Source organism: Methylosinus sp. RM1 (assembly GCF_011378635.1).
Taxonomy (GTDB): domain Bacteria; phylum Pseudomonadota; class Alphaproteobacteria; order Rhizobiales; family Beijerinckiaceae; genus Methylosinus; species Methylosinus sporium.
Genome location: NZ_WOVC01000002.1, coordinates 1 through 18630, shown reverse-complemented (window position 1 = coordinate 18630; position 18630 = coordinate 1). Strand labels below are relative to the sequence as shown.

General features: G+C 67.2%; 21 protein-coding genes and 1 tRNA gene. 12 read left to right on the top strand and 10 right to left on the bottom strand.

The window, feature by feature from the left end; all coding sequences use genetic code 11:
- Positions 1-37: 37 nt before the first annotated feature.
- The 3 genes from FMZ75_RS01400 to FMZ75_RS01390 all read right to left on the bottom strand — a co-directional run bounded on the left by FMZ75_RS01400 (position 38) and on the right by FMZ75_RS01390 (position 3959).
- Complete coding sequence (locus tag FMZ75_RS01400; protein WP_166141046.1) at positions 38-1429, bottom strand: heme biosynthesis protein HemY; 1392 nt, start codon at positions 1427-1429, stop codon at positions 38-40.
- A 102-nt stretch (positions 1430-1531) separates the two neighbouring features.
- Positions 1532-2998 carry a COG4223 family protein gene (locus FMZ75_RS01395; protein ID WP_166141045.1) on the bottom strand — a complete coding sequence of 489 codons (1467 nt, stop codon included), beginning with the start codon at positions 2996-2998 and terminating at the stop codon, positions 1532-1534.
- A 100-nt stretch (positions 2999-3098) separates the two neighbouring features.
- On the bottom strand, positions 3099-3959 hold the full coding sequence (locus tag FMZ75_RS01390) for a CoA ester lyase (RefSeq protein WP_142862882.1): 861 nt from the start codon (positions 3957-3959) through the stop codon (positions 3099-3101).
- Positions 3960-4264: 305 nt separating this feature from the next.
- On the opposite strand from FMZ75_RS01390, the gene FMZ75_RS01385 reads away from it, so the two are divergent.
- Genes FMZ75_RS01385 through FMZ75_RS01375 form a run of 3 tightly spaced genes read left to right on the top strand, consistent with a single transcriptional unit; the run spans position 4265 to position 6402 of the window.
- Positions 4265-4984, top strand: a complete 720-nt coding sequence (locus tag FMZ75_RS01385; RefSeq protein ID WP_166141044.1) for a carbonic anhydrase — start codon at positions 4265-4267, stop codon at positions 4982-4984.
- A 3-nt stretch (positions 4985-4987) separates the two neighbouring features.
- Complete coding sequence (locus FMZ75_RS01380) at positions 4988-5866, top strand: TIGR01459 family HAD-type hydrolase (RefSeq protein ID WP_166141043.1); 879 nt, start codon at positions 4988-4990, stop codon at positions 5864-5866.
- 59 nt (positions 5867-5925) lie between these two features.
- Positions 5926-6402, top strand: a complete 477-nt coding sequence (locus FMZ75_RS01375; protein WP_108915622.1) for a MaoC family dehydratase — start codon at positions 5926-5928, stop codon at positions 6400-6402.
- Between the two features lie 11 nt (positions 6403-6413).
- Here FMZ75_RS01375 and FMZ75_RS21445 read toward each other — a convergent pair whose 3' ends face one another.
- Positions 6414-6821 (bottom strand): hypothetical protein, encoded by a 408-nt coding sequence (locus tag FMZ75_RS21445; RefSeq protein WP_246728717.1) that lies wholly within the window; start codon positions 6819-6821, stop codon positions 6414-6416.
- A gap of 95 nt (positions 6822-6916) precedes the next feature.
- Here FMZ75_RS21445 and FMZ75_RS01365 point away from each other — a divergent pair, with 95 nt between their 5' ends.
- The gene (locus FMZ75_RS01365) at positions 6917-7516 is read left to right on the top strand and encodes a hypothetical protein (protein ID WP_166141042.1); all 600 of its coding nucleotides are present in this window, start codon (positions 6917-6919) and stop codon (positions 7514-7516) included.
- 6 nt (positions 7517-7522) lie between these two features.
- On the opposite strand, the gene FMZ75_RS01360 is transcribed toward FMZ75_RS01365, so the two are convergent.
- A complete protein-coding gene (locus FMZ75_RS01360; RefSeq protein ID WP_166141041.1) occupies positions 7523-8416 on the bottom strand; it encodes a polysaccharide deacetylase family protein in 894 nt (297 codons plus the stop codon).
- Positions 8417-8510: 94 nt separating this feature from the next.
- Between FMZ75_RS01360 and mgtE the strand changes: the two genes are divergently transcribed.
- The 6 genes from mgtE to recO all read left to right on the top strand — a co-directional run bounded on the left by mgtE (position 8511) and on the right by recO (position 12946).
- Positions 8511-9923 (top strand): magnesium transporter, encoded by a 1413-nt coding sequence (gene mgtE, locus FMZ75_RS01355; protein ID WP_166141040.1) that lies wholly within the window; start codon positions 8511-8513, stop codon positions 9921-9923.
- Between the two features lie 83 nt (positions 9924-10006).
- On the top strand, positions 10007-10966 hold the full coding sequence (locus FMZ75_RS01350) for a GH25 family lysozyme (protein ID WP_166141039.1): 960 nt from the start codon (positions 10007-10009) through the stop codon (positions 10964-10966).
- A 178-nt stretch (positions 10967-11144) separates the two neighbouring features.
- Positions 11145-11570, top strand: a complete 426-nt coding sequence (locus FMZ75_RS01345; protein ID WP_166141038.1) for a hypothetical protein — start codon at positions 11145-11147, stop codon at positions 11568-11570.
- 28 nt (positions 11571-11598) lie between these two features.
- On the top strand, positions 11599-11874 hold the full coding sequence (locus FMZ75_RS01340; RefSeq protein ID WP_166141037.1) for a DUF6460 domain-containing protein: 276 nt from the start codon (positions 11599-11601) through the stop codon (positions 11872-11874).
- 104 nt (positions 11875-11978) lie between these two features.
- Positions 11979-12209: a DUF1737 domain-containing protein gene (locus tag FMZ75_RS01335; protein WP_166141036.1), complete on the top strand. Its 231-nt coding sequence runs from the start codon at positions 11979-11981 to the stop codon at positions 12207-12209.
- Positions 12210-12217: 8 nt separating this feature from the next.
- Positions 12218-12946: a DNA repair protein RecO gene (gene recO / locus FMZ75_RS01330; RefSeq protein ID WP_166141035.1), complete on the top strand. Its 729-nt coding sequence runs from the start codon at positions 12218-12220 to the stop codon at positions 12944-12946.
- Between the two features lie 55 nt (positions 12947-13001).
- Here recO and FMZ75_RS01325 read toward each other — a convergent pair whose 3' ends face one another.
- Positions 13002-13247 carry a hypothetical protein gene (locus FMZ75_RS01325; RefSeq protein ID WP_166141034.1) on the bottom strand — a complete coding sequence of 82 codons (246 nt, stop codon included), beginning with the start codon at positions 13245-13247 and terminating at the stop codon, positions 13002-13004.
- Positions 13248-13397: 150 nt separating this feature from the next.
- Here FMZ75_RS01325 and parC point away from each other — a divergent pair, with 150 nt between their 5' ends.
- On the top strand, positions 13398-15650 hold the full coding sequence (gene parC, locus FMZ75_RS01320; RefSeq protein ID WP_166141033.1) for a DNA topoisomerase IV subunit A: 2253 nt from the start codon (positions 13398-13400) through the stop codon (positions 15648-15650).
- A gap of 16 nt (positions 15651-15666) precedes the next feature.
- Here parC and FMZ75_RS01315 read toward each other — a convergent pair whose 3' ends face one another.
- The 3 genes from FMZ75_RS01315 to FMZ75_RS01305 form a co-directional block, all read right to left on the bottom strand.
- Positions 15667-15915 (bottom strand): hypothetical protein, encoded by a 249-nt coding sequence (locus FMZ75_RS01315; RefSeq protein ID WP_142862873.1) that lies wholly within the window; start codon positions 15913-15915, stop codon positions 15667-15669.
- A gap of 149 nt (positions 15916-16064) precedes the next feature.
- Positions 16065-16898 carry a serine O-acetyltransferase gene (gene cysE, locus FMZ75_RS01310; RefSeq protein WP_166141032.1) on the bottom strand — a complete coding sequence of 278 codons (834 nt, stop codon included), beginning with the start codon at positions 16896-16898 and terminating at the stop codon, positions 16065-16067.
- A gap of 15 nt (positions 16899-16913) precedes the next feature.
- Positions 16914-17678 (bottom strand): alpha/beta fold hydrolase, encoded by a 765-nt coding sequence (locus FMZ75_RS01305; RefSeq protein ID WP_166141173.1) that lies wholly within the window; start codon positions 17676-17678, stop codon positions 16914-16916.
- A gap of 184 nt (positions 17679-17862) precedes the next feature.
- On the opposite strand from FMZ75_RS01305, the gene FMZ75_RS01300 reads away from it, so the two are divergent.
- Positions 17863-17939 (top strand) — tRNA-Arg (locus FMZ75_RS01300).
- Here FMZ75_RS01300 and FMZ75_RS01295 read toward each other — a convergent pair.
- Positions 17910-18626, bottom strand: a complete 717-nt coding sequence (locus tag FMZ75_RS01295) for a recombinase zinc beta ribbon domain-containing protein (protein WP_370464659.1) — start codon at positions 18624-18626, stop codon at positions 17910-17912. The two genes, FMZ75_RS01300 and FMZ75_RS01295, sit on opposite strands and share 30 nt — an antisense overlap.
- Positions 18627-18630: the final 4 nt, after the last annotated feature.

The following is an 18630-nucleotide window of genomic DNA, read 5'->3' as shown; positions in this document are numbered from 1 at the left end:
ACGCGAGCCGGAAGGCGCGCATCGCCCACATTCGCAATCAGGCGGTCGCGCCTTCCTCTTCCGCTTTCGCCTCCAGCAGCCGTTCCGGCCGGGTCAAAAAAGCGGCGGGAATATCGGCGCGGGCGTCCTCGGTCGGGCCGCGGACGGGCTCGGGCGGCGTCGCCCAGACGAAGGCGTCGAGCTTTCCCGTGACCGGCGAGGCCGGCGCCCAGCGCCGCGAGATGACGCCATCGGCGATCCAGGCCGGATCCCGCGGCGCGCGCGAGCCGCGGGCCAGCCATTCGCGCACCGGTCCGCTGGGGCCGTTCTCGGCGTCCTCGAGCTCCGCCATCAGCAGGCAGACCTGAGCGGTCGGCGTCTCGCCCTCGGCGACGAGGGGGGCGAGCGCCTTGCGCGCCGAAGCGAAATCGCGCGCCGCCAGCGCCGCGCGGGCGACCAGAATTCCCGCTTCCGGCGAATGCGCGGCGGCGGCGGCGAATTTCTTCACCCGCGCCAGACGCTCGGCGTTGGATTCGTTCGGCGCCACTTCGAGAAACGCCTCGGCGATGTCGGGGTGCGGCTGTTCGGCATAGGTCTTCTCGAGAAGCTTCAACGCTTTGGCGCTGTCGCCATGATGGGCGAGCAGCCGCCCGATCAGCGCGACGGCGGGCGTAAGATCGGGCGCGCGCTTTACCGCCTGCCGGGCGAGATGCAGCGCCTCGCTCGGATGCTCCGCCTGTTTCTCCAGCGCCAAGGCGGTTTCCACCACGGCGCGCAGTCGCTGCGCTGTCGGCAGATCGATGGCCTTGGCTTTCAGATTGGCTTCGACGGCGATGCGCGCCTCTTCCCAATTGGCCTGCGCGCCGTGATGCTCGAGCAGCGCATGGCCGGCCCAGGGCAGCGGCGTGAGCTGATGCGCCTGATCGGCGAAATGATGGGCGGCCTCTTCGTCCTTGCGGCGCTTGGCCTCTATGTGCAGCCCGCGCAGGCCGAGCAGCCGCGTTTCGGAGAGCTGCGTCATTTCATGAAAGGCGGTCTCGGCGCCGACGCGATCGCCCTCGAGCTGCGCCACTTGCGCGCGCAGCAGATAGGTCAGCGGCTCCTTGTCGAGATTTTTGACCGCTTCCCTGGCGGCGCGCTTGGCCTCGGCGAGATGGCCGGCGCCGGCCGCCACAATGCCGCGCGAGAGCGCCTGAAAACCTCTTTCGCGGCGTTTGGCGCGCGAGCCCTGCTTCAGCCGCGCCGGCGCCTGGAAGAAATAGACGATGATCGCCCAAGCGATGATGATCGCCGCGATCGTCGCGATCAGCGCCGCCGCCCCGACGACGAGCGACGTCTCTATGTGATAGCCGCCCCAGTCGAGCGTTATCGAACCCGGCTGCTCGATGAGCCAATGCAGGCCGATGGACAGAGCGGCCAGCGCCGCAATGAAAAAGAGCAGCAGAATCATGGGTCGTCGATCCTCGCCTCGGTTCTGAGCGCTTCTGCCCAGACTTTTGTTTCAGCAGGATTTCCCATCGGAAAAACAGCTTCCGATCGTCGTAAACCCCGCTCAGTTCTTGGATTTGGCCAGCGCGTCCAGGGCGCCGGCGAGAATGGAGGCCGCAGCCTTCTCGGCCTCCACGCGGCGGCGGGCCGCCTCTTCCCACTCGCGCGCGACCGTTTTGGCGTCGTCCGGGAATTCCGCGAAGGCGGCGAGCGCCGTCTCGATCTCGCCGCGATCGAGCGCCGCCTCCAATTTGGCGGCAATGTCGCCGATCGAGGCTTTTTCCTTCTCCGCCGCAGTGCGCACCTTCACCAGCTTCGAGGCGCCCTGCAGCAGCCGGTCGGCCAGAGGCGCGTCGGGTTTCAGCTCGACGGAGGCTTCGAGCTTGCGAATCAGCGGATGGAAGGAGGCGCGCAGCGCCCGCGCGTCGGGCGCGCCTTTCTCGGCCGAAGGCGCGAGAGCGGCGAGCGCGTTCGGGTCCGCGCCATGGGCGGCGAGAACGGCGTATTCGGAGGCGAAGGGACCGCCGCGATCGAGCGCCCGTTGCAGCGAATGCGCGACGACGACGATGGTCGCGGGATTGGGGCCTTTGGCCTCTTCCGGCGCGGCGGCCACGGGAGCGGGCGGCTCCGGCGTGGGCGGCGGCGGAGGCTCCACTTCGCGTGGGGCGCGGGTCTCGTCCTTGGCGGTTTCGAGCTTCTCGCGCAGCGATTTCACCTCGTCCGAGAGCCAGTCGATACGGCCTTCGAGGCCGGCGACATTATCCTCGGCGTCTCTTATCTTCTGGTCTTGCGCCTTTTGATCCTGAGCCGGCGGCTCCGAGCGAGCGGGCCGGGCGCCGGCGCCCGCCTGTTCGGCCAGCGCCAGGGCCGAGCGTGCGATCCGCTCCAATTCCTCGATGCGCTGCGTCAGCGCCTCGATGCGAGCGTCTGGGACGGAGGCCGGGGCGGCGGGCTCCGCCACGGGCGTTCGGGCCGGCGGCTCGGGAGGCGCGACCGGGGCCGCCGCGGGCGCAGACCGGGTGACGACAGCCTCTGCGGGAGCGCGCGGCGGGGGGATCGGCTCCGGCGGCTTCGCCTCGACCGGAGCCGGCTTCGCGGGCGCCTCGATTTCACGGCGCGCGATCGGGGCAGGGGGACTCGTAGGCGCAGCGGGCTTTGCGGCCTTGCCCGTCCATTTCACGACGGTCTCGCGCAGCGCTGTGACGAGCTTCTCCGGCCGCGCGAATGTTTCGTCCACGATCGTGGCGAAGGCGGCGAGCTTCTCATGCTTGTCGCGGAAGCGATAGGCGGCGATCGACCCCGCGGTCGCCAGCAGGCCGAGCGTCGCCGCCAGCAGGGTGAAGCGATGCCAGTTCTTGCGGCGCGGTTTCGGCGCCGGCGCGGCCTCGCTCGCGGGCGCCGAAATTGCTTCCCCCTCGGGGCGCTCGGGCTCGGCGGGACGCGCGACGCTCGTCGTCGTCCAGACGTCGTCGGACGCCCTTTCCGAGGCTTCGTGGCCATCTGCTGCGGGGTCTTTGTCGTGCTGCGCCATGTTTCGGGGGCTCCTCGCCGCAGCCCCTTATAGACGAGGCGGACATTCCGCGAAACATCCGCCGCTTCGTTCCAGGCTCATCGCGCCCGGAATTTAGCGCTCACGGCGCGCCGGAAAGCGCCAATGTCCGCCGCGCGCCGTCGAGATGCAGGCGCTCCACCATCCGCCCGTCGATCTGCGCGACGCCGATCGCCGTATTCTCGGGCGCGTCGAACAGCTCGACGATCTTGCGCGCGAATTCGATCTCGGCCGGCGAGGGCGCGAAGACCTCGTTGACCGTGGCGATCTGGCCCGGATGGATCAGCATTTTGCCGTCCATGCCGAGGTCGCGGCCCTGCTCGGCCTCGCGGCGCAGCCCTTCGAGATCGTTGAAATCATTGTAGATGCCGTCGATGATATCGACATTGTGCAGACGCGCCGCCAGCACCGAGGCGGACAGCCAGGCGACGAGCGCCGGCCGTCCCGGCGTCAGTCTCGCGCGCGTCGATTTGGCGATGTCGTTCGGCCCCAGCATCATGGCGGAGAGCGGCGCCTCCTGCGCGGCGCTCGCGATCTTCTCTATGTCGAAGAGCGCGCGCGGCGTCTCGATCATCGCCCAGAGCGTGGTGTGGGCGGGGGCGCCGGCGGCTTTCATATCGCGCGCGGCGCGCAGAATATCGTCCCGGCTATTGGCCTTGGGGACGACGATGGCGTCCGGCCCCGCGGCCGCGACGGCGGCGATATCCGCCGCATACCAGGGCGAATCGAAGACGTTCACGCGCACGACGATCTCGCGGGAGCCATAGCCGCCGCCCTTCACCGCGGCGACGACCTGCTCGCGCGCCGCCTCCTTGGCGGCCTCGGCGACCCCGTCCTCGAGCTCGAACATCAGCACATCGGCTGCGAGCGTCTTGCCCTTCTCCAGCGCTCTGGCGTTGGAACCCGGCATGGCCAGCACGCTGCGTCGCGGTCGCGAAATCATGGCTCTGTTTTTCTCCCCTTGCCTCGTCGGTCGCGCTCCACAATAAAGGAGCCGCCGCCGGCGCGCCATCGCCCGGCTGTCACGATCCGACGATCATGTGCGGAAGCCGGAAATGGAGCGCGCCACCCTCCCCTTCAGGGGGAGGGTCGGACGGCGAAGCCGTCCGGGGTGGGGCGAGCCCGAAGAGTCGGGGCGTCACCCCCTCCCGAGCGCCTTCGGCGCTCGACCTCCCCCCTCGAGGGGGAGGTGGAAACGCCTCGTCGCCGGGTGTTCTGTCGATCGTTTGCGCGTCACGAGGAGCAACTATGACCGAAGCCGGCCCGACAGATCAGCCCGGCGACATTCTCCCCGCCCATCTCGCGAAAGGCTATGAGACCTTTCTGTCCGGGCGGTTTCGCGGCGAGCAGCAGCGGTTCCACGAGCTCGCCGCCGGAGGCCAGAAGCCGCGGACGATGGTCATCGGCTGCTGCGATTCGCGCGTCGCGCCGGAGGCGATCTTCGACGCCGGGCCGGGCGAGCTGTTCGTCATTCGCAATGTCGGCAATCTCGTGCCGCCCTATGCGCCGAACAATGATTATCACGGCACGTCGGCCGCGCTGGAATATGCGGTGATGGCGCTGAAGGTGAATCATCTCGTCATCCTCGGCCACGCTCAATGCGGCGGCGTGCGCGCCTATGCGGAGAGTCAGGCCGATCCCTACACGCGGCCGCTCTCGGCCGGCGATTTCATCGGCAGCTGGATCAAGCTGCTGGCCCCGGCCGCCGAGCGCGCCGGCGCAATTCCCGATCCCGTCACGTCCGATTACATCGAGCGGCTGGCGTTCGAATCGATCAAGCAGGGCATCGCCAATCTGCGCAGCTTTCCCTGGATCGCGACGCTGGAGCAGCGCCATTATCTCTCGCTGCACGGCGCCTATTTCGGCGTGATGGACGGCAGGCTGCTCGTGCTGGACGAAGCCTCGGGCGAATTCTCGCAGGTCGCGCCGCAGGCCCATGCCGCCGCCTTCGCGCAGCCGCGGTTTTAAAAAATGTCCATTCCGCAAATATCCGGCCTGTCGCAGCTCGCCGATCGCTATGACGCGATCCTCTGCGACGTCTGGGGCGTGCTCATCGACGGCCGCTCGCATTTTCCCGCCGCCGCTGCGGCGCTGGAAAAATTCCGCGCGCGCGGGGGCAGAGTGGCGCTGGTCACCAACGCCTCGCGTCCGAGCGAGGAGGTCGGCCGGCAGCTCGACGGGTTCGGCCTGCCGCGCGTGGCCTATGACGATCTCGTCAGCGCCGGGCAATTGACGCTGGAGCAGATGGTCGTGCGCGCGGGAGAAGCGTGCCATCACCTCGGCCCGCCGCGCGACAATGGGCTTTTCGAGGCCGCCGATCGGCTGCTCGGCGGAAAATTCCACCGCGTTCCGCTCGAAGACGCCGATTATGTCGTCTGCACCGGGCTCATCGACGAAAGACGCGAGACGCCCGACGACTATCTGAAAACGCTGGAATATATGCGCGAGCGCGGCCTGCCCATGCTCTGCGCCAATCCCGACATCGTGGTCGGAATCGCCGGGGAGCTGGTCTATTGCGCCGGCGCTCTGGCCGAGCGTTACGCCGCGCTGGGCGGCGAGGTGGTGATGGCCGGAAAGCCCCATCCGCCGATTTATGCCGCCGCTCTCGGCCGCATCGCCGCTCTCGCCGGCGAGGCCCCCGCCCGCGTTCTCGCCATAGGCGACGGGGTGGCTACGGATTTGCTTGGAGCTTCCCGCGCCGGCCTCGACTCGCTGTTCCTGACCGAGGGCGTGCATCGCGACGAGCTCTATCCGCCGCCGGAGCGCCGGCTGGACGTCGCCGCAATGGAGGCGCTCCTGGCCCGGGCCGGAGTCAAACCGGTTGCATTTGCGCCGTTTCTGGTGTGGTAGATGGGGAAACGGCCCAGCGGCCTCTTCCGCTGGGCGACAATTGGCCGGTGACCGCATCCATGTCGACGCCCTTCAAGACCTATTATTTCGAAGACCTCGCCGTCGGAATGCGCGAGACCTTGATGAAGGCCGTCATGGATGACGATGTGATCGCCTTCGCCGATCTCTCCGGCGACCGCAATCCGATCCATTTGTCGGACCATTTCGCCAGCAAGACGCGCTTCGGCGAGCGCATCGTGCACGGCCTCTACACGGCCGCGCTGATCTCCACCGTCATCGGCATGTATCTGCCGGGGCCTGGCGCGGTCTATCTGTCGCAGACGCTCAATTTCCGCGCCCCGGTCAAGATCGGCGACGTGATCCATGTCGTGGTCGAGATCGTCGAGCTGATCGAGAAGGGCCGCCGCGCCCGTCTTCATTGCGAATGCCTCGTCGACGGCAAGGTGGTGCTGGACGGCGAGGCCTGGGTCATGGTGCCGAGCCGCGAGCAGGCGACCCGCGCCGCGCAATTGGCCAAGCCCGCCGCCTCGGCTTAGGGCGCGAGGCTCTAACGGCCTTCGTCTTCCTCGTCTGCGGCCAGCACGGCGACGATTTGTCCGGCGCGCTCGCCGAGCGGTCGGCCGGGCCCGAAAATATCCCTGTCCCCGGAGAGCCAGAGCGAGGCGTCCTCGATTTCGGCGAGCGTCGGCGCGAGCGCGAGGATCGCCAAGAGCTTCTCGTCGTCGAGCGCTCCGAGAACGCCGCGAATGTCGGCGGCGCTCGCATGGGTCGGCGTCTCTTCGGGGATTTGCGTCAAATCGGCCTCCCGCTCGGGCTGTGAGCAATCACGACATGGGCCGGCCCTTCCGGCGCCGAACAAGCGCCCTTTTTCGCCGCCACGCTCACGCAAGAAAAACACCTGCGCGCGCAGCAGCATAGAAGGCGAGACCGGCACGGCTCGGACCTGGCCGTTCACGCGCAGGCGCGTCGAGACGAAATTTATGGCGGTCCGCTCCGAATGACAGGATGATGAGCGCGCGATCCCGCGACAGCCGCCGAGGAGAGAGGGATATGAAGGTAAGGCTCCCGCTGCTCGGCGCTCTGTTCGGCGCCGGCCTCGCCCCGACGGCCGGGGCGGGCGATCTCGGCTATCCGGCGTCGGCGCTCGCGGAATTTTCGGCCAAGCCGCGCGCTTCCTTCGACAATGCGCCGCCGCTCGCTCCCGCGCCCTTCGCCTCGCCCTTCGTCGCGGACCAGAGCGCGGCCTCGCCGCCGCCGGCCGCTCCGCCTGTCACGGCGCAGGCCGAGGCCGCGCCCGCCGCGTCTTCGCCCAAGCAAGCCCCGTCAGAGCAAACGCCCGCGGAGGAAACGCTCCCTGAGCGAGCGCCTTCCGAGTCCTCGCCGGCGGCGACGACCGGGCTCGACGAATATGAGGCGCGCTGCTTCGTGAAGCTCGAGGGCAGGGTCGTGACCGCCAGGCCGTGCCGCATATTGCGCGAGAAGGACAGGGAAGTGATCTTCCAGATCGAGGACGGGCCGCTGACGATCAAGCTGCGGCAAGGCCGCGTCTGGACCACGCGGCTCAAGGACCGCGATCTCGGCATTGTCTATAGGACCGGCCCCTGCTGGGGGGCGAAGGGCTTCTACGCCTGCGACCGCGGGAAGCTCTGATCTCTCTCACTGCGATTTGACGCCTCGGCCTTCCTCCTGCGGCTCGCTGCGCAGGCCCTTGGGGCCGAGCGTCTTGGCGATGATCGCCTCGGTCGCCGAGGTCCAGCCGGGCTTCGCATGGACGATCGGCGTCGGCCCGTCGCCGGGGACGATGTGAACGAGGCGAAAGCCGCGCGCTTTCAGCTGGCGCAGAAATTCCGGCATCATCGCGGCCGTGGAGGGCCGCGGATCGTGGAACAGCACGATACCCTTTCCCGCCGCCTCCAATCGCGACATCACCAGCTCCAGCTCGGCGCGCGGCGTCATCTCCTGCCAGTCGGAGGCCCAGAGATCGGCGCCGAAGACGGCGACGTCGTGATCTTCGAGCCAGCGCACCAGCTCCGGCGTGTCGGCGAAGCCCGGAAAGCGGAAGAAAGGAAAATGCGGGCTGTCGGCGGGCGGAAAGCCCGCCGCGGCGTCGACCGCCCGAAAGCCTTTTTCTATGTCGGCCTGCGCCGCTCCCTCGCTCATCAGCCGCAGCGTGCGCGCCGGGTGGCTGTAGGAATGATGGCCGGCGTTGTGCCCCTCGGCGACGATGCGCCGAACCAGCGCCGGCGCTTCCGTCGCATGAGCGCCGACGAGGAAGAAGGTCGCCCGCGCGCATTCCGCCTTCAGCGCATCCAGCACACGATCGGTCGCGCCATGGGCCGGGCCGTCGTCGAAGGTGAGGACGACCTCGCGATCGGCGAGCGCCAGCGTGCGCGGATAGGTCTGCAGACCGAGCGCCAGACGCTCGCCGCCGTCGATCTCGATCACTCGCGAGACGCCGAGGGCCTGCGGACCGCAGTCGGCGGCGCGGGCGGCGGGAATAATCGCGATTAGAGCCGCCGTCAGGCGAAAGAGTGCAGAAAGAACATGCATTGGCGGTTTGCTTTCCCGGCGCGGCGCGTTATGGGAGCCCTGTCCCGGTCTCGCCGGCCGGGCGGACCCCCTCGCGCATCGATCAGGGCCCCATATGTCGCAAGACCATGAAAAATCGGCGCCTGCGGATGGAAATTTTCGTGACGAGGAAACCGGCGAACCGCGCGCCGATTTCGTCGCTGCGGTGGAAGAGGCCATCGCGGAAGGCGATTCCGGCCATGTGAAGGAGCTCGTCTCCCCGCTCCATGAGGCGGATGTCGGCGCGCTGATCGAATTGCTCGATCACGAGGAGCGCCCGCGCCTCGTCGAGCTGATGGGCGATGAATTCGATTTCGCCGCTCTGACCGAGATCGGCGAGACGACGCGCGAGGAGATTCTCGAGGAGCTGCCGGTCGCGACGCTCGCCGAGGCGATGCGCGAGCTCGAGAGCGACGACGCCGTCGCCATTCTGGAGACGCTGGAGCCTGAGGAGCAGGCGCAGGTCCTGGAGGCGCTGCCGGCGCAAGAGCGCATCGTGCTGCGCCGCTCGCTGGAGGCCGCCGAGGGCACGGCCGGGCGCCTGATGCAGACGACGCTGATCGCCGTGCCGCCCTTCTGGTCGGCGGGCGAGGTGCTCGATTTCTTCCGCGCCACCGAGCCGGACGAGCTGCCCGACAATTTCTTCGAGGTCTTCGTCGTCGATCCGGCCTATCGGCTGCTCGGCACGGTGTTTCTCGACGCGCTGGTGCGCGCCCATCCCAAGACGCGCGTCGAGGAGATCATGCAGGCGGACCGCCGCCGCGTGCAATTCGACGAGGACACCGAGGAAGTGGCGCGCCTCTTCGAGCGCTATAATCTCGTCTCCGTTCCCGTGGTGGACGAGGCGGAGCGGCTCGTCGGCGTCATCACCATCGACGACGTCGTCGACGTCATTCAGGAGGCGGCCTCCGAGGAGATCAAGGCGCTCGGCGGCGTCAGCCCCGACGAGGAGCTGACCGACAGCTTCTGGTGGATCGTCAAGAGCCGCTTTCTCTGGCTGCTCATCAATCTCGGCACGGCCTTCATCTCGGCGAGCGTGCTGAAGACCTTCGAATCGCAGCTGCAGCAGATGGTGGCGCTCGCCGTGCTCGCGCCCATCGTCGCCAGCCAAGGCGGCAATTCGGCGACGCAAACGATGACGGTGACGGTGCGGGCGCTGGCGACGCGCGAGCTCTCGCGCTCCAACGCGCTTCGCATCATAATGCGCGAGCTGGCGACGGGGGCCTTCAATGGCGCGGCTTTCGGCCTGATCACCGGGCTCGTCGCGGCCAATTGGTTCCAGACGATCGGGCTCGGCCCGGTGATGGCGCTGGCCATGTTCACCAATCTCGCCGCCGGCGCGCTGGGCGGCATTCTGGTGCCCATGCTGCTCGAGCGCTGGAAGGTCGATCCGGCCGTCGCCTCCGGCTCCTTCGTCACGACAGTGACCGATGTCGTCGGCTATGGTTCCTTTCTCACCATCGCCACATTATGGTTCCGGCTCGGATGAGTCGCGCGGCCGAGCCTGCGGCGAATCACGCTGGCTTTTGGGAATTAACGCTTCGTTACCGGCTTGCGGGATATTTTCGCGCAATGCGATCGAACGAGATTTTCGCGGCTGCGGCCGCTGCCCTCCTCTCCACGGCCCTCTCCGGCTGCGGTAGCGCCGTGGACCCGTCCTATAGCGGCCGTCCGCGCTTTGCGACCAGCGCGCCGCTGGTCAACACGCGCAAGGACCCGACCTATCTCGCTTATGCGGTGCCGGAGTCGCAGCTGCACGCCTATCCGGCGACGCGCAGCGCCGAATTCTCCGTGCATGGCGTCGATGTCTCCAAATATCAGGGCGACATCGACTGGCAGGCGGTGAAGGAATCGGGCGTCGCCTTCGCCTTCATCAAGGCGACCGAGGGCGGCGACGCGCTCGACTCCAAGTTCCAGCGCAATTGGGCGGCGGCCAAGGCGGCCGGCGTGCCGCGCGGGGCCTATCATTTCGTCTATTGGTGCCGGCCCCCGCATGAGGAGACCGGCTTCTTCAAATCGGTGGTGCCGGTGGAGCCGGACGCGCTGCCGCCGGTGCTGGATGTGGAGGCGACGCCCACATCGCGCAGCTGCAAGCGCACGCTCTATCGCGAGGAAGTGCTGCGCGACATGCGCGTCATGCTGGAGGATATGGAGCGCCATTACGGCAAAAGGCCGATCATCTACAGCTCGGTGGATTTCTATCAGGCGATCCTGCATTCCGGCGCGCTTTCGGAATATCCGATCTGGGTGCGCTCGACGAAATATCATCCGGCGGTGCGCTATGGCGACCGCAAATGGACCTTCTGGCAATATCGCTCCGACGGACATGTTCCCGGAATTCCCGTCGCCGTGGACCAGAACACATTCAACGGCAGCCATGGTCAATGGCGCGAATGGCTCGCCGGCCAGACCGGGCTGAAGGCGCAGCCGGTCGCGACCGCGGCGGCCAAGCCGATCGACGATCGCAGCATAGAGAGACTGATCGAGGAGGATCCGGCGATGCTCCCCTCCGCGATGAAAAACGCGCAGTGACGGGCTCGAACTCGCCGTGACGCCGCGGTCCGATGAATTGATATGTCTCGAGAAGCGCGCCTGCTGAGCGATCGGGAGCTGAAAATATCGGCGAAGCCGCCCTATTGACGCGCTCCGTCCCGCTCGCCACATCGGAGCGGGGCCTCGAGGGACGGCCTCCTGAACCCGGTCGGAGCCGATGCGCGTCATTTCCCTCGTCTTTTTCGCCGCCCTGCTCGCCGCCGGCGCGGCGCGGGCGGAAGCTCCCGCGGCCGAGCCGCCTGCGAGCGAGGCCGGCCGCTTCGCCATGAGTCCGGCGGAGGGCGGATTGCTGCGACTCGACAAGCAGACCGGCGCGGTCTCCTTCTGCACTGTGGAGGGCGGGCTCTCCGTCTGCCGCGTCGCGGCCGAGGAGCGCGACGCGCTTCAGGGCGAGATCGAGCGTCTCGTCCGCGAGAACGCCGAATTGCGCGCCAAGCTTCCGGGCGCCGCTCCCGAGGCCGCGCCGCGCAAGGGACTGCCCGGAGAGGAGGAGTTCGAGCGCGCCCTCTCCTTTACCGAGCGATTCCTGCGGCGCATGATGAAGCTCTTCCGCGAGGAGGCTCCCAAGGACGAGAGCCTCTGAGCCGCGCAATCGAGAGCGAAGGACGCGCATGGCCTCCAATAGTCGACTCAATGATTTTCTCGGCGGCTCGCCGCTGCAGGTGCTCGTCAAGCTGCTGTTCGTCTCGCTCGTCGTCGGCGCGCTGCTGATGTGGCTGGAGATCGAGCCCATGGACCTCGTCCATGGCGCGCGGCGATTCTTCGATCGCATCTCCTCGCTCGGCTTCGGCGCGGTGCATATGGTCATCGGCTATGTCGTCACCGGCGCGGTGATCGTGGTGCCGATCTGGCTCGTGCTGCGGCTGTTCAATTCCGGGCGGCGCTGAACGCTCGCAGAAAATCCTTGCGCCGAGCGGCCGGCGCGCGGATGACGGCGCGAGCGCGCCGGCGGATCGTCCGTCGAGGCGCGGGGAAAATTCGAGGAAACGAAATGTCCGCTCATCTCGGCAAGAGATCGACCGTCTATCGCTATCTGACCGGTCCCGACGACGCCGAATTCTGCAAGCGCGTCACCGAGGCGCTGAGCCTCGGCTGGTCGCTCTACGGCTCGCCGACGCTGACCTTCGACGCGGCGAAAGGCCGGGTGATCTGCGGCCAGGCGATCACCAAGGACGTCTATGATTTCAAATACACGCCGGACGTGAAGCTCTCCGAGCTGTGACAGGATAGATGGATTGGCGGGACGAAGGGCTCGTCATCGGCGTCAAGCGCCACGGCGAGTCCGCGGTCATATTGGAGCTGATGACGCGCGCGCATGGCCGTCACGCCGGCATGGTGCGCGGCGGCGCCGGCCGGGCGCTGCGCTCGGTGCTGCAGCCGGGCAATAGCGTCGAGGTCGCCTGGCGGGCGCGGCTCGAGCAGCATCTCGGCGCTTTCGCCGTCGAGCCTCTGCGTTCGCGGGCGGCGCGGCTCATCGACCGCGCCTTCGCCCTGCATGGCGTCGGCCATCTCTGCGCGCTGCTGCGGCTGCTGCCGGAGCGCGATCCGCATGGCGAATTATTCGATATGGCCGAGGTCATCGCCGATCGGCTCGATTCGCTCGATCTCGCCCCGGCGCTGATGGCGCGCTTCGAGCTGGCGCTGCTGGCGGCGCTGGGCTTCGGCCTCGATCTCGAGCGCTGCGCCTTGACGGGGGAGACGGCGGACCTCGCTTATGTGTCGCCCAAGACCGGCCGGGCGGTCGCACGCGCCGCCGCCGCGCCCTGGCGCGATCGTCTGCTGCCTTTCCCCGAATTTCTGCGCCGGCCGGCGCCGGCCGGGGCGGATGCGGAGGAGCTGGCGGCGGCCTTCCGCCTCACCGGGCATTTTCTGCAACGCGACGTCTTCGGCCCGCGCGGACTCACGGCGCCGCAGGCGCGCGCGCTCTACGTGGCGGCTTGCGGCGCGATGCGAGCCTGAAGGCTCGCGGTCCAATGCGCTCCGGGATCGCGAGCCTGCGCTCGCCCGAAATGCGTCACTCTCCCTCGCACACCACCCGGCGCTCGTGACGGCTGACGCCATAGCCCTCGTCGATCGGCACTTCCACGTCCTTGCACAGAGCCTGCGGCGAACGGGCGCGGCGCGCATCCTTCTTCTCCGCGGCGTCCTCGTGCAAAAAGGGCAGCCAGTCGAACAGCGAAAATTCCAAGGCCTTGGATTGCGCGCTGGCCGCAGCCATGCCGGCGCCGATAAAAAATGCGAACAGGAGAGGCTTCTTCATGAGATTAGGCTCGAACGGACGGCGATGCGACAGGACGCCGAAAGCTCGGCTGTCTTAGTGGAAGCGCGCAGCGACGGCAATGGTTCACGCCAGAGTCGCGGCGGGCTATAAGCGCACGCAGCAAACGCCGAAAGGGCGGGAGTCGGCGATATGGCGAAAAGCGGAACGACGACGGACGAAGGCGGCGGGGATGCGCTGCCGGTGGAATTGCGCACGGCGCTCGAGGAGCGATACCTCACTTATGCGCTCTCGACGATCACCGGCCGCGCGCTGCCGGACGCGCGCGACGGCTTGAAGCCCGTGCATCGCCGCATTCTCTACGGAATGCAGATGCTGCGGCTGGACCCGAACACGCCGTTCAAGAAATGTGCGAAGATCGTCGGCGATGTGATGGGCTCCTTCCATCCGCATGGCGATCAGGCGATCTACGATGCGCTGGTGCGCCTCGCGCAGGATTTCTCCTCGCGCTATCCGCTCGTCGACGGCCAAGGCAATTTCGGCAATGTCGACGGCGACGCCGCCGCCGCCTATCGCTACACGGAAGCGCGCATGACCGCGGTCGCGCGGCTGCTGCTCGAGGGCATAAACGAGGACGCCATCGACTTTCGCCCCAATTATTCGGGCGAGGAGCAGGAGCCGGTGGTGCTGCCGGCGGCCTTCCCCAATCTTCTCGCCAATGGCGCGCAGGGCATCGCCGTCGGCATGGCGACCTCCATTCCGCCGCATAATCTCAATGAGCTGTGCGACGCCGCGCTCTATCTGATCTCGCATCGCAGCGCGACAGCGGAGCAATTGCTCACCTTCGTGCAGGGGCCGGATTTTCCGACCGGCGGCATTGTCGTCGATCCGCGCGCGCAGATCGTCGAGACCTATCGCACCGGTCGCGGCTCCTTCCGCCTGCGCGCGCGCTGGAAAAGGGAAGAGACCGCGCGCGGGCAATGGGTCGCGGTCGTCACCGAGATTCCCTATGGCGTGCAGAAATCACGCCTCATCGAGAAGCTCGCGGAATTGGTCGTCGAGAAGAAGGCGCCGCTCGCCGGCGATGTGCGCGACGAATCGGCCGAGGATGTGCGCATCGTCATCGAGCCGCGCACGCGCACCGTCGATCCGGCGCTGATGATGGAGACCTTGTTCAAGCTCTCCGAGCTGGAGGTGCGTTTCCCGGTCAATATGAATGTGCTCGTCGACGGCGCCGTGCCGCGCGTCGTCTCGCTGGACGAGGCGCTGCGCCAATGGCTCGACCATCGCCGCGAGGTGCTGGAGCGCCGCTCGCGTCATCGCTTGAGCGAGATCGTGCGCCGGCTCGAGGTGCTCGAGGGCATGATCATCGTCTTCCTCAATCTCGACGAGGTGATTCGCATCATCCGCGAGGAGGACGAGCCCAAGCAGGCGTTGAAGGCGGCTTTCGAGCTGACCGACGTGCAGGTCGATTATATTCTCGACACGCGCCTGCGGGCCTTGCGCAAGCTGGAAGAGATGGAGCTGCGCAAGGAACATGCGAAGCTGCTCGAGGAGAAGACGGAGGTCGAATCGCTGCTCGCCGATGAGGGCAAGCAGTGGAAGACGATCACCACGCAGATCCGCGAGCTGAAAAAGACGATTCTCGCCGACGCCAAGCTCGCCAAGCGCCGCACCACTTTCGAGGATGCGCCGGAGGCGACCGACATCGATCTCGCCGAGGCGCTGATCGAGCGCGAGCCGATCACCATCGTCGTGACGCAAAAGGGCTGGATACGCGCGCTCAAAGGCCATGTGGCCGATCTGACGCAGCTCCAGTTCAAGGGCGACGACGCGCTGGAGACGTCCTTCTTCGCGCAGACGACGTCCAAGGTTCTGGCGCTCGCCTCCAATGGCAAGGCCTACACGCTGGACGCCGCCAAGCTGCCGGGCGGGCGCGGCCATGGCGAGCCGATAAGGCTGATGGCCGATATCGACGAAGACGCGGCGATCGTGAAAGTGCTGCCGCAGACGCCGGACGCGCTGCTGCTGCTCGTCGCGGACGACGGACGCGGCTTCGTGGTCTCGCAGAACGATCTCGTCGCGACGACGCGCAAGGGCCGCGCGGTCTTCGGCGTCGAGGAGAACTCCAAGTTGAAGATCGTGACGCCGGCGGAGGGCGACCATGTCGCCATCATCGGCGAGAATCGCAAGCTTCTAGTGTTCCCGCTCGCCGAGGCGCCGCAGATGGCGCGCGGCAAGGGCGTGCGGCTGCAACGCTACAAGGATGGCGGCGTCGCCGACGCCAAGGTCTTCGCGCTCGCCGACGGGCTGACCTGGGTCGATTCGTCCGGCCGCACCTTCACCGTGGACAAGCGCGAGCTGAGCGAGTGGATCGCCCATAGGGCGGAAGCGGGGCGGCTGCCGCCGCGGGGGTTCCCGAAGAGCAATCGATTCGGGGGGTGAGGGCTCGGCTCCTGGGTCAGCGTGGCATTTGATTGGCGGCGCGGCCGCAACTCGCCTTGATCACCGGGCTGCTTTCCCACGGCCGGAGCCATCCATAGTGCCACGAGCCGTTCGCGCAATACATCCCGCGATGGACGGGGACCGACAAGTCGCCGCCTTTTACATCGGGTATCGGGTTGTAATACGTGCCCAGCGGCGCCGCGAATAGAGGCGTCACGCCAACAAGCGACAGGCCAAGCGCAATTGGAGCCAGGAGCTTGCGCATTGTGCTCTCCAGTCTTGTCGCACATGGGTCGGTAATCCGATCCACTCGCGATGGTTCCAATATTTATGGCTCAGCGCGGCGGCGCGCGTGCCTCGAGACGCGGCCTTCGGCCGCTGAGGGAAAGTCCTGGCGCCGACGTGTGTGGGCTCCTACAACCCCGGATCGTGCGACTCGTCGATGATCTGATCCATCGTCAGCGCCGGCTCTGCGGCGCCCACATCGCCGATGACGCGGGCCGGCACGCCGGCCACCGTCTTATGGGCCGGCACGGATTCCAGCACCACAGAGCCCGCCGCAATGCGCGCGCGCTCGCCGATCTCTATGTCGCCGAGCAGCTTGGCCCCCGCGCCGATCAGCACGCCATGGCGCACTTTGGGATGGCGCGCGCCGCCGGCGGTGCCGGAGCCGCCCAGCGTCACCCCGTGCAGCATGGAGACGTCGTGCTCTATGACGCTGGTGGCGCCGATCACCACGCCGGTCGCGTGATCGAGAAAGAAGCCGGCTCCGATTCGCGCCTGCGGATGGATGTCGGTCTGGAAACGCGCCGAGGCGAGGCTCTGGAGCCAGAGCGCGAGATCGCTGCGGCCGGAGCGCCACAGCCCATGCGCCAGCCGATAGGTCTGGATGGCGTGGAAACCCTTGAAATAGAGCGCCGCCTCGAGCAGGCGCGTGCAGGCGGGATCGCGGTCGAAAACGGCCATCAGATCGGCGCGCAACGCGGCGCCCAGGGCCGAATCACGGGCCATCTGATCGCGGCAGAGCCGCTCTACGACCGTCGCCGGCAGTTCCGGCGACGCGAGACGCTGCGAGATTCGATGCGCGACCACGGCCTCGAGACTGTCCTGCGCCAGAATCGCCGCATAGAGAAAGGCCGCCATATGCGGCTCGCGGCCCGCGGCGGCTTCGGCCTCGGCGGAGAGGCGGGAAAAAAGCGGATCGACGCCGGAAAGGGCGACGAGCCGCGCGGGGCCGCTGTCGATCATGGCTCGGCTCCGCCTCTATTCCCGCTGCGCGAGGAAATCGAGCACCGCCTGCTTGAACACGCGGTCGCCGACGGCGCGATTATGGTCGCGGCCGGGAATATCGACGATATGAGCGTCCGGGAACAAAGGCTCGAGCGGATGCGGATCGCCGGCCACCTCGTCGCGCGTGCCGACGCAGATCAGCACGGGAGCCTTTATCGCGGCGAGCCGGGCGCGCTCGACGGTCTGATTCGGGCCGCGCGCGCAGGCGGCGAGAGAGGGAAGATCGGCGCGCGTCGCCTCGGCGAAGCCGCGGAACATTTTCAGCAGCGGATCGTCGATATCCTCTATGCGCTCGGCCTCCATGGCCTCGGCCAGGCCGCGCGGCAGGCCGGTGGTCACGAGATTGGCGCCGATGCCGCCGAGCACGAGGGAGCGGACGACCTCGGGATGGTCCAGCGCCAGCGTGGCGGCGATTCGCGCGCCCATGGAATAGCCCATCACATCGGCGCGCTCGACGCCGAGCTCGGCGAGGAGATTGGCGACGTCGCCGGCCATGAGCGAAAGCTCATAGGCCGCCGGATCGTGAATCTTCTCGGAACGGCCATGGCCCCGATTGTCGAGCACGATGACGCGCCGCCCGTCCTCGGTGAGCGTCTTCACCCATTGAGGGAACAGCCAATTCACGGCATGTGTCGAGGCGTAGCCGTGAATGAGGACGATCGGCTCATGGCGATCCTCCGTCAGGGGCGGAAAATCGATATAAGCGATCTGCACGCCATTCGACCCGAACTCGTTCATCATCAATCCTATTTTATTACATTCAAGGAGCGTCGCCATCAGGATCGTCGGTAATTATCGCAGTCATAAGGCGGCGCAAGCGTCTTGTCCGGGGAAATATCTTCCTATTGCCAAGCGGCCTCGCAGCCGCTAAACGAGCGGCTCACCGGTTCGACGCGCCGCTGAGGCGCAGCGCGGACCGTAGGCGCCCGTAGCTCAGCTGGATAGAGCACCAGACTACGAATCTGGGGGTCAGGAGTTCGAATCTCTTCGGGCGCGCCATTTGCGTATAAAACCGCGAACACCCTTGCCGATTTGTTCTCCGGCGACGACGGCCTGTTCGAGGCTGGTCTTGGAGCCGTGAATGCGGATGACGTGGTCGTCGACCTCGACGGCTTCGACGACCGCCCGCAAATAGGCTCGGCGGAACGAAGTTTCGCCGACTGTGATCTTTTCGCGCATGAACGTCCCGAATCGCTCGAGCTGGTCCGGTTCGAGCGTGAGTTGCGGCGCGGACTGGGCTTTGATCCGCTCCAGCGCGGCTTTCGCCCGCTCCCGCTCCGATTTGAGCGCGGCGAGGCGATCACGAAGAAGATCGTCCATGTCGGTGACGCCATCCTCGACCATTCTATAGAGGCGCTTCAGTTTGTCCTCGGCCCGGGCGATTTCCGATTGGAGGGTTTCCGCTCGATTGCGGACCTCGTCGTCGCCGGCGGCGCGCTTCTGGGCCAGGGAGGTCAAGATACCAGCCAGCCGGTTCGGGCCGAATAGCCGATCGGCGAGATGGGTCGTGACCAGCCCGTCGAGCCGGTCCATCGGGATCGAGCGCCCCTTGCAGCCGGTCTTGCCGACGCGGGCCGCCGTGGAGCAGCTGTAATAGCGATGCACTTTGCCGCTCTTCGAGGTCCCGGTGCGCAGCGTCATCGCGCCGCCGCAAGTAGCGCAGACGGCGAGGCCGGTAAGGAGAATGGGG

Excerpts from the sequence above, each read along its gene's own strand:
- FMZ75_RS01400 (WP_166141046.1), bottom strand. The coding sequence starts at position 1,429 with ATGATTCTGCTGCTCTTTTTCATTGCGGCGCTGGCCGCTCTGTCCATC.
- FMZ75_RS01395 (WP_166141045.1), bottom strand. The coding sequence starts at position 2,998 with ATGGCGCAGCACGACAAAGACCCCGCAGCAGATGGCCACGAAGCCTCG.
- FMZ75_RS01390 (WP_142862882.1), bottom strand. The coding sequence starts at position 3,959 with ATGATTTCGCGACCGCGACGCAGCGTGCTGGCCATGCCGGGTTCCAAC.
- FMZ75_RS01385 (WP_166141044.1), top strand. The coding sequence starts at position 4,265 with ATGACCGAAGCCGGCCCGACAGATCAGCCCGGCGACATTCTCCCCGCC.
- FMZ75_RS01380 (WP_166141043.1), top strand. The coding sequence starts at position 4,988 with ATGTCCATTCCGCAAATATCCGGCCTGTCGCAGCTCGCCGATCGCTAT.
- FMZ75_RS01375 (WP_108915622.1), top strand. The coding sequence starts at position 5,926 with ATGTCGACGCCCTTCAAGACCTATTATTTCGAAGACCTCGCCGTCGGA.
- FMZ75_RS01365 (WP_166141042.1), top strand. The coding sequence starts at position 6,917 with ATGAAGGTAAGGCTCCCGCTGCTCGGCGCTCTGTTCGGCGCCGGCCTC.
- FMZ75_RS01360 (WP_166141041.1), bottom strand. The coding sequence starts at position 8,416 with ATGCATGTTCTTTCTGCACTCTTTCGCCTGACGGCGGCTCTAATCGCG.
- mgtE (WP_166141040.1), top strand. The coding sequence starts at position 8,511 with ATGTCGCAAGACCATGAAAAATCGGCGCCTGCGGATGGAAATTTTCGT.
- FMZ75_RS01350 (WP_166141039.1), top strand. The coding sequence starts at position 10,007 with ATGCGATCGAACGAGATTTTCGCGGCTGCGGCCGCTGCCCTCCTCTCC.
- FMZ75_RS01345 (WP_166141038.1), top strand. The coding sequence starts at position 11,145 with ATGCGCGTCATTTCCCTCGTCTTTTTCGCCGCCCTGCTCGCCGCCGGC.
- FMZ75_RS01340 (WP_166141037.1), top strand. The coding sequence starts at position 11,599 with ATGGCCTCCAATAGTCGACTCAATGATTTTCTCGGCGGCTCGCCGCTG.
- FMZ75_RS01335 (WP_166141036.1), top strand. The coding sequence starts at position 11,979 with ATGTCCGCTCATCTCGGCAAGAGATCGACCGTCTATCGCTATCTGACC.
- recO (WP_166141035.1), top strand. The coding sequence starts at position 12,218 with ATGGATTGGCGGGACGAAGGGCTCGTCATCGGCGTCAAGCGCCACGGC.
- FMZ75_RS01325 (WP_166141034.1), bottom strand. The coding sequence starts at position 13,247 with ATGAAGAAGCCTCTCCTGTTCGCATTTTTTATCGGCGCCGGCATGGCT.
- parC (WP_166141033.1), top strand. The coding sequence starts at position 13,398 with ATGGCGAAAAGCGGAACGACGACGGACGAAGGCGGCGGGGATGCGCTG.
- FMZ75_RS01315 (WP_142862873.1), bottom strand. The coding sequence starts at position 15,915 with ATGCGCAAGCTCCTGGCTCCAATTGCGCTTGGCCTGTCGCTTGTTGGC.
- cysE (WP_166141032.1), bottom strand. The coding sequence starts at position 16,898 with ATGATCGACAGCGGCCCCGCGCGGCTCGTCGCCCTTTCCGGCGTCGAT.
- FMZ75_RS01305 (WP_166141173.1), bottom strand. The coding sequence starts at position 17,678 with ATGAACGAGTTCGGGTCGAATGGCGTGCAGATCGCTTATATCGATTTT.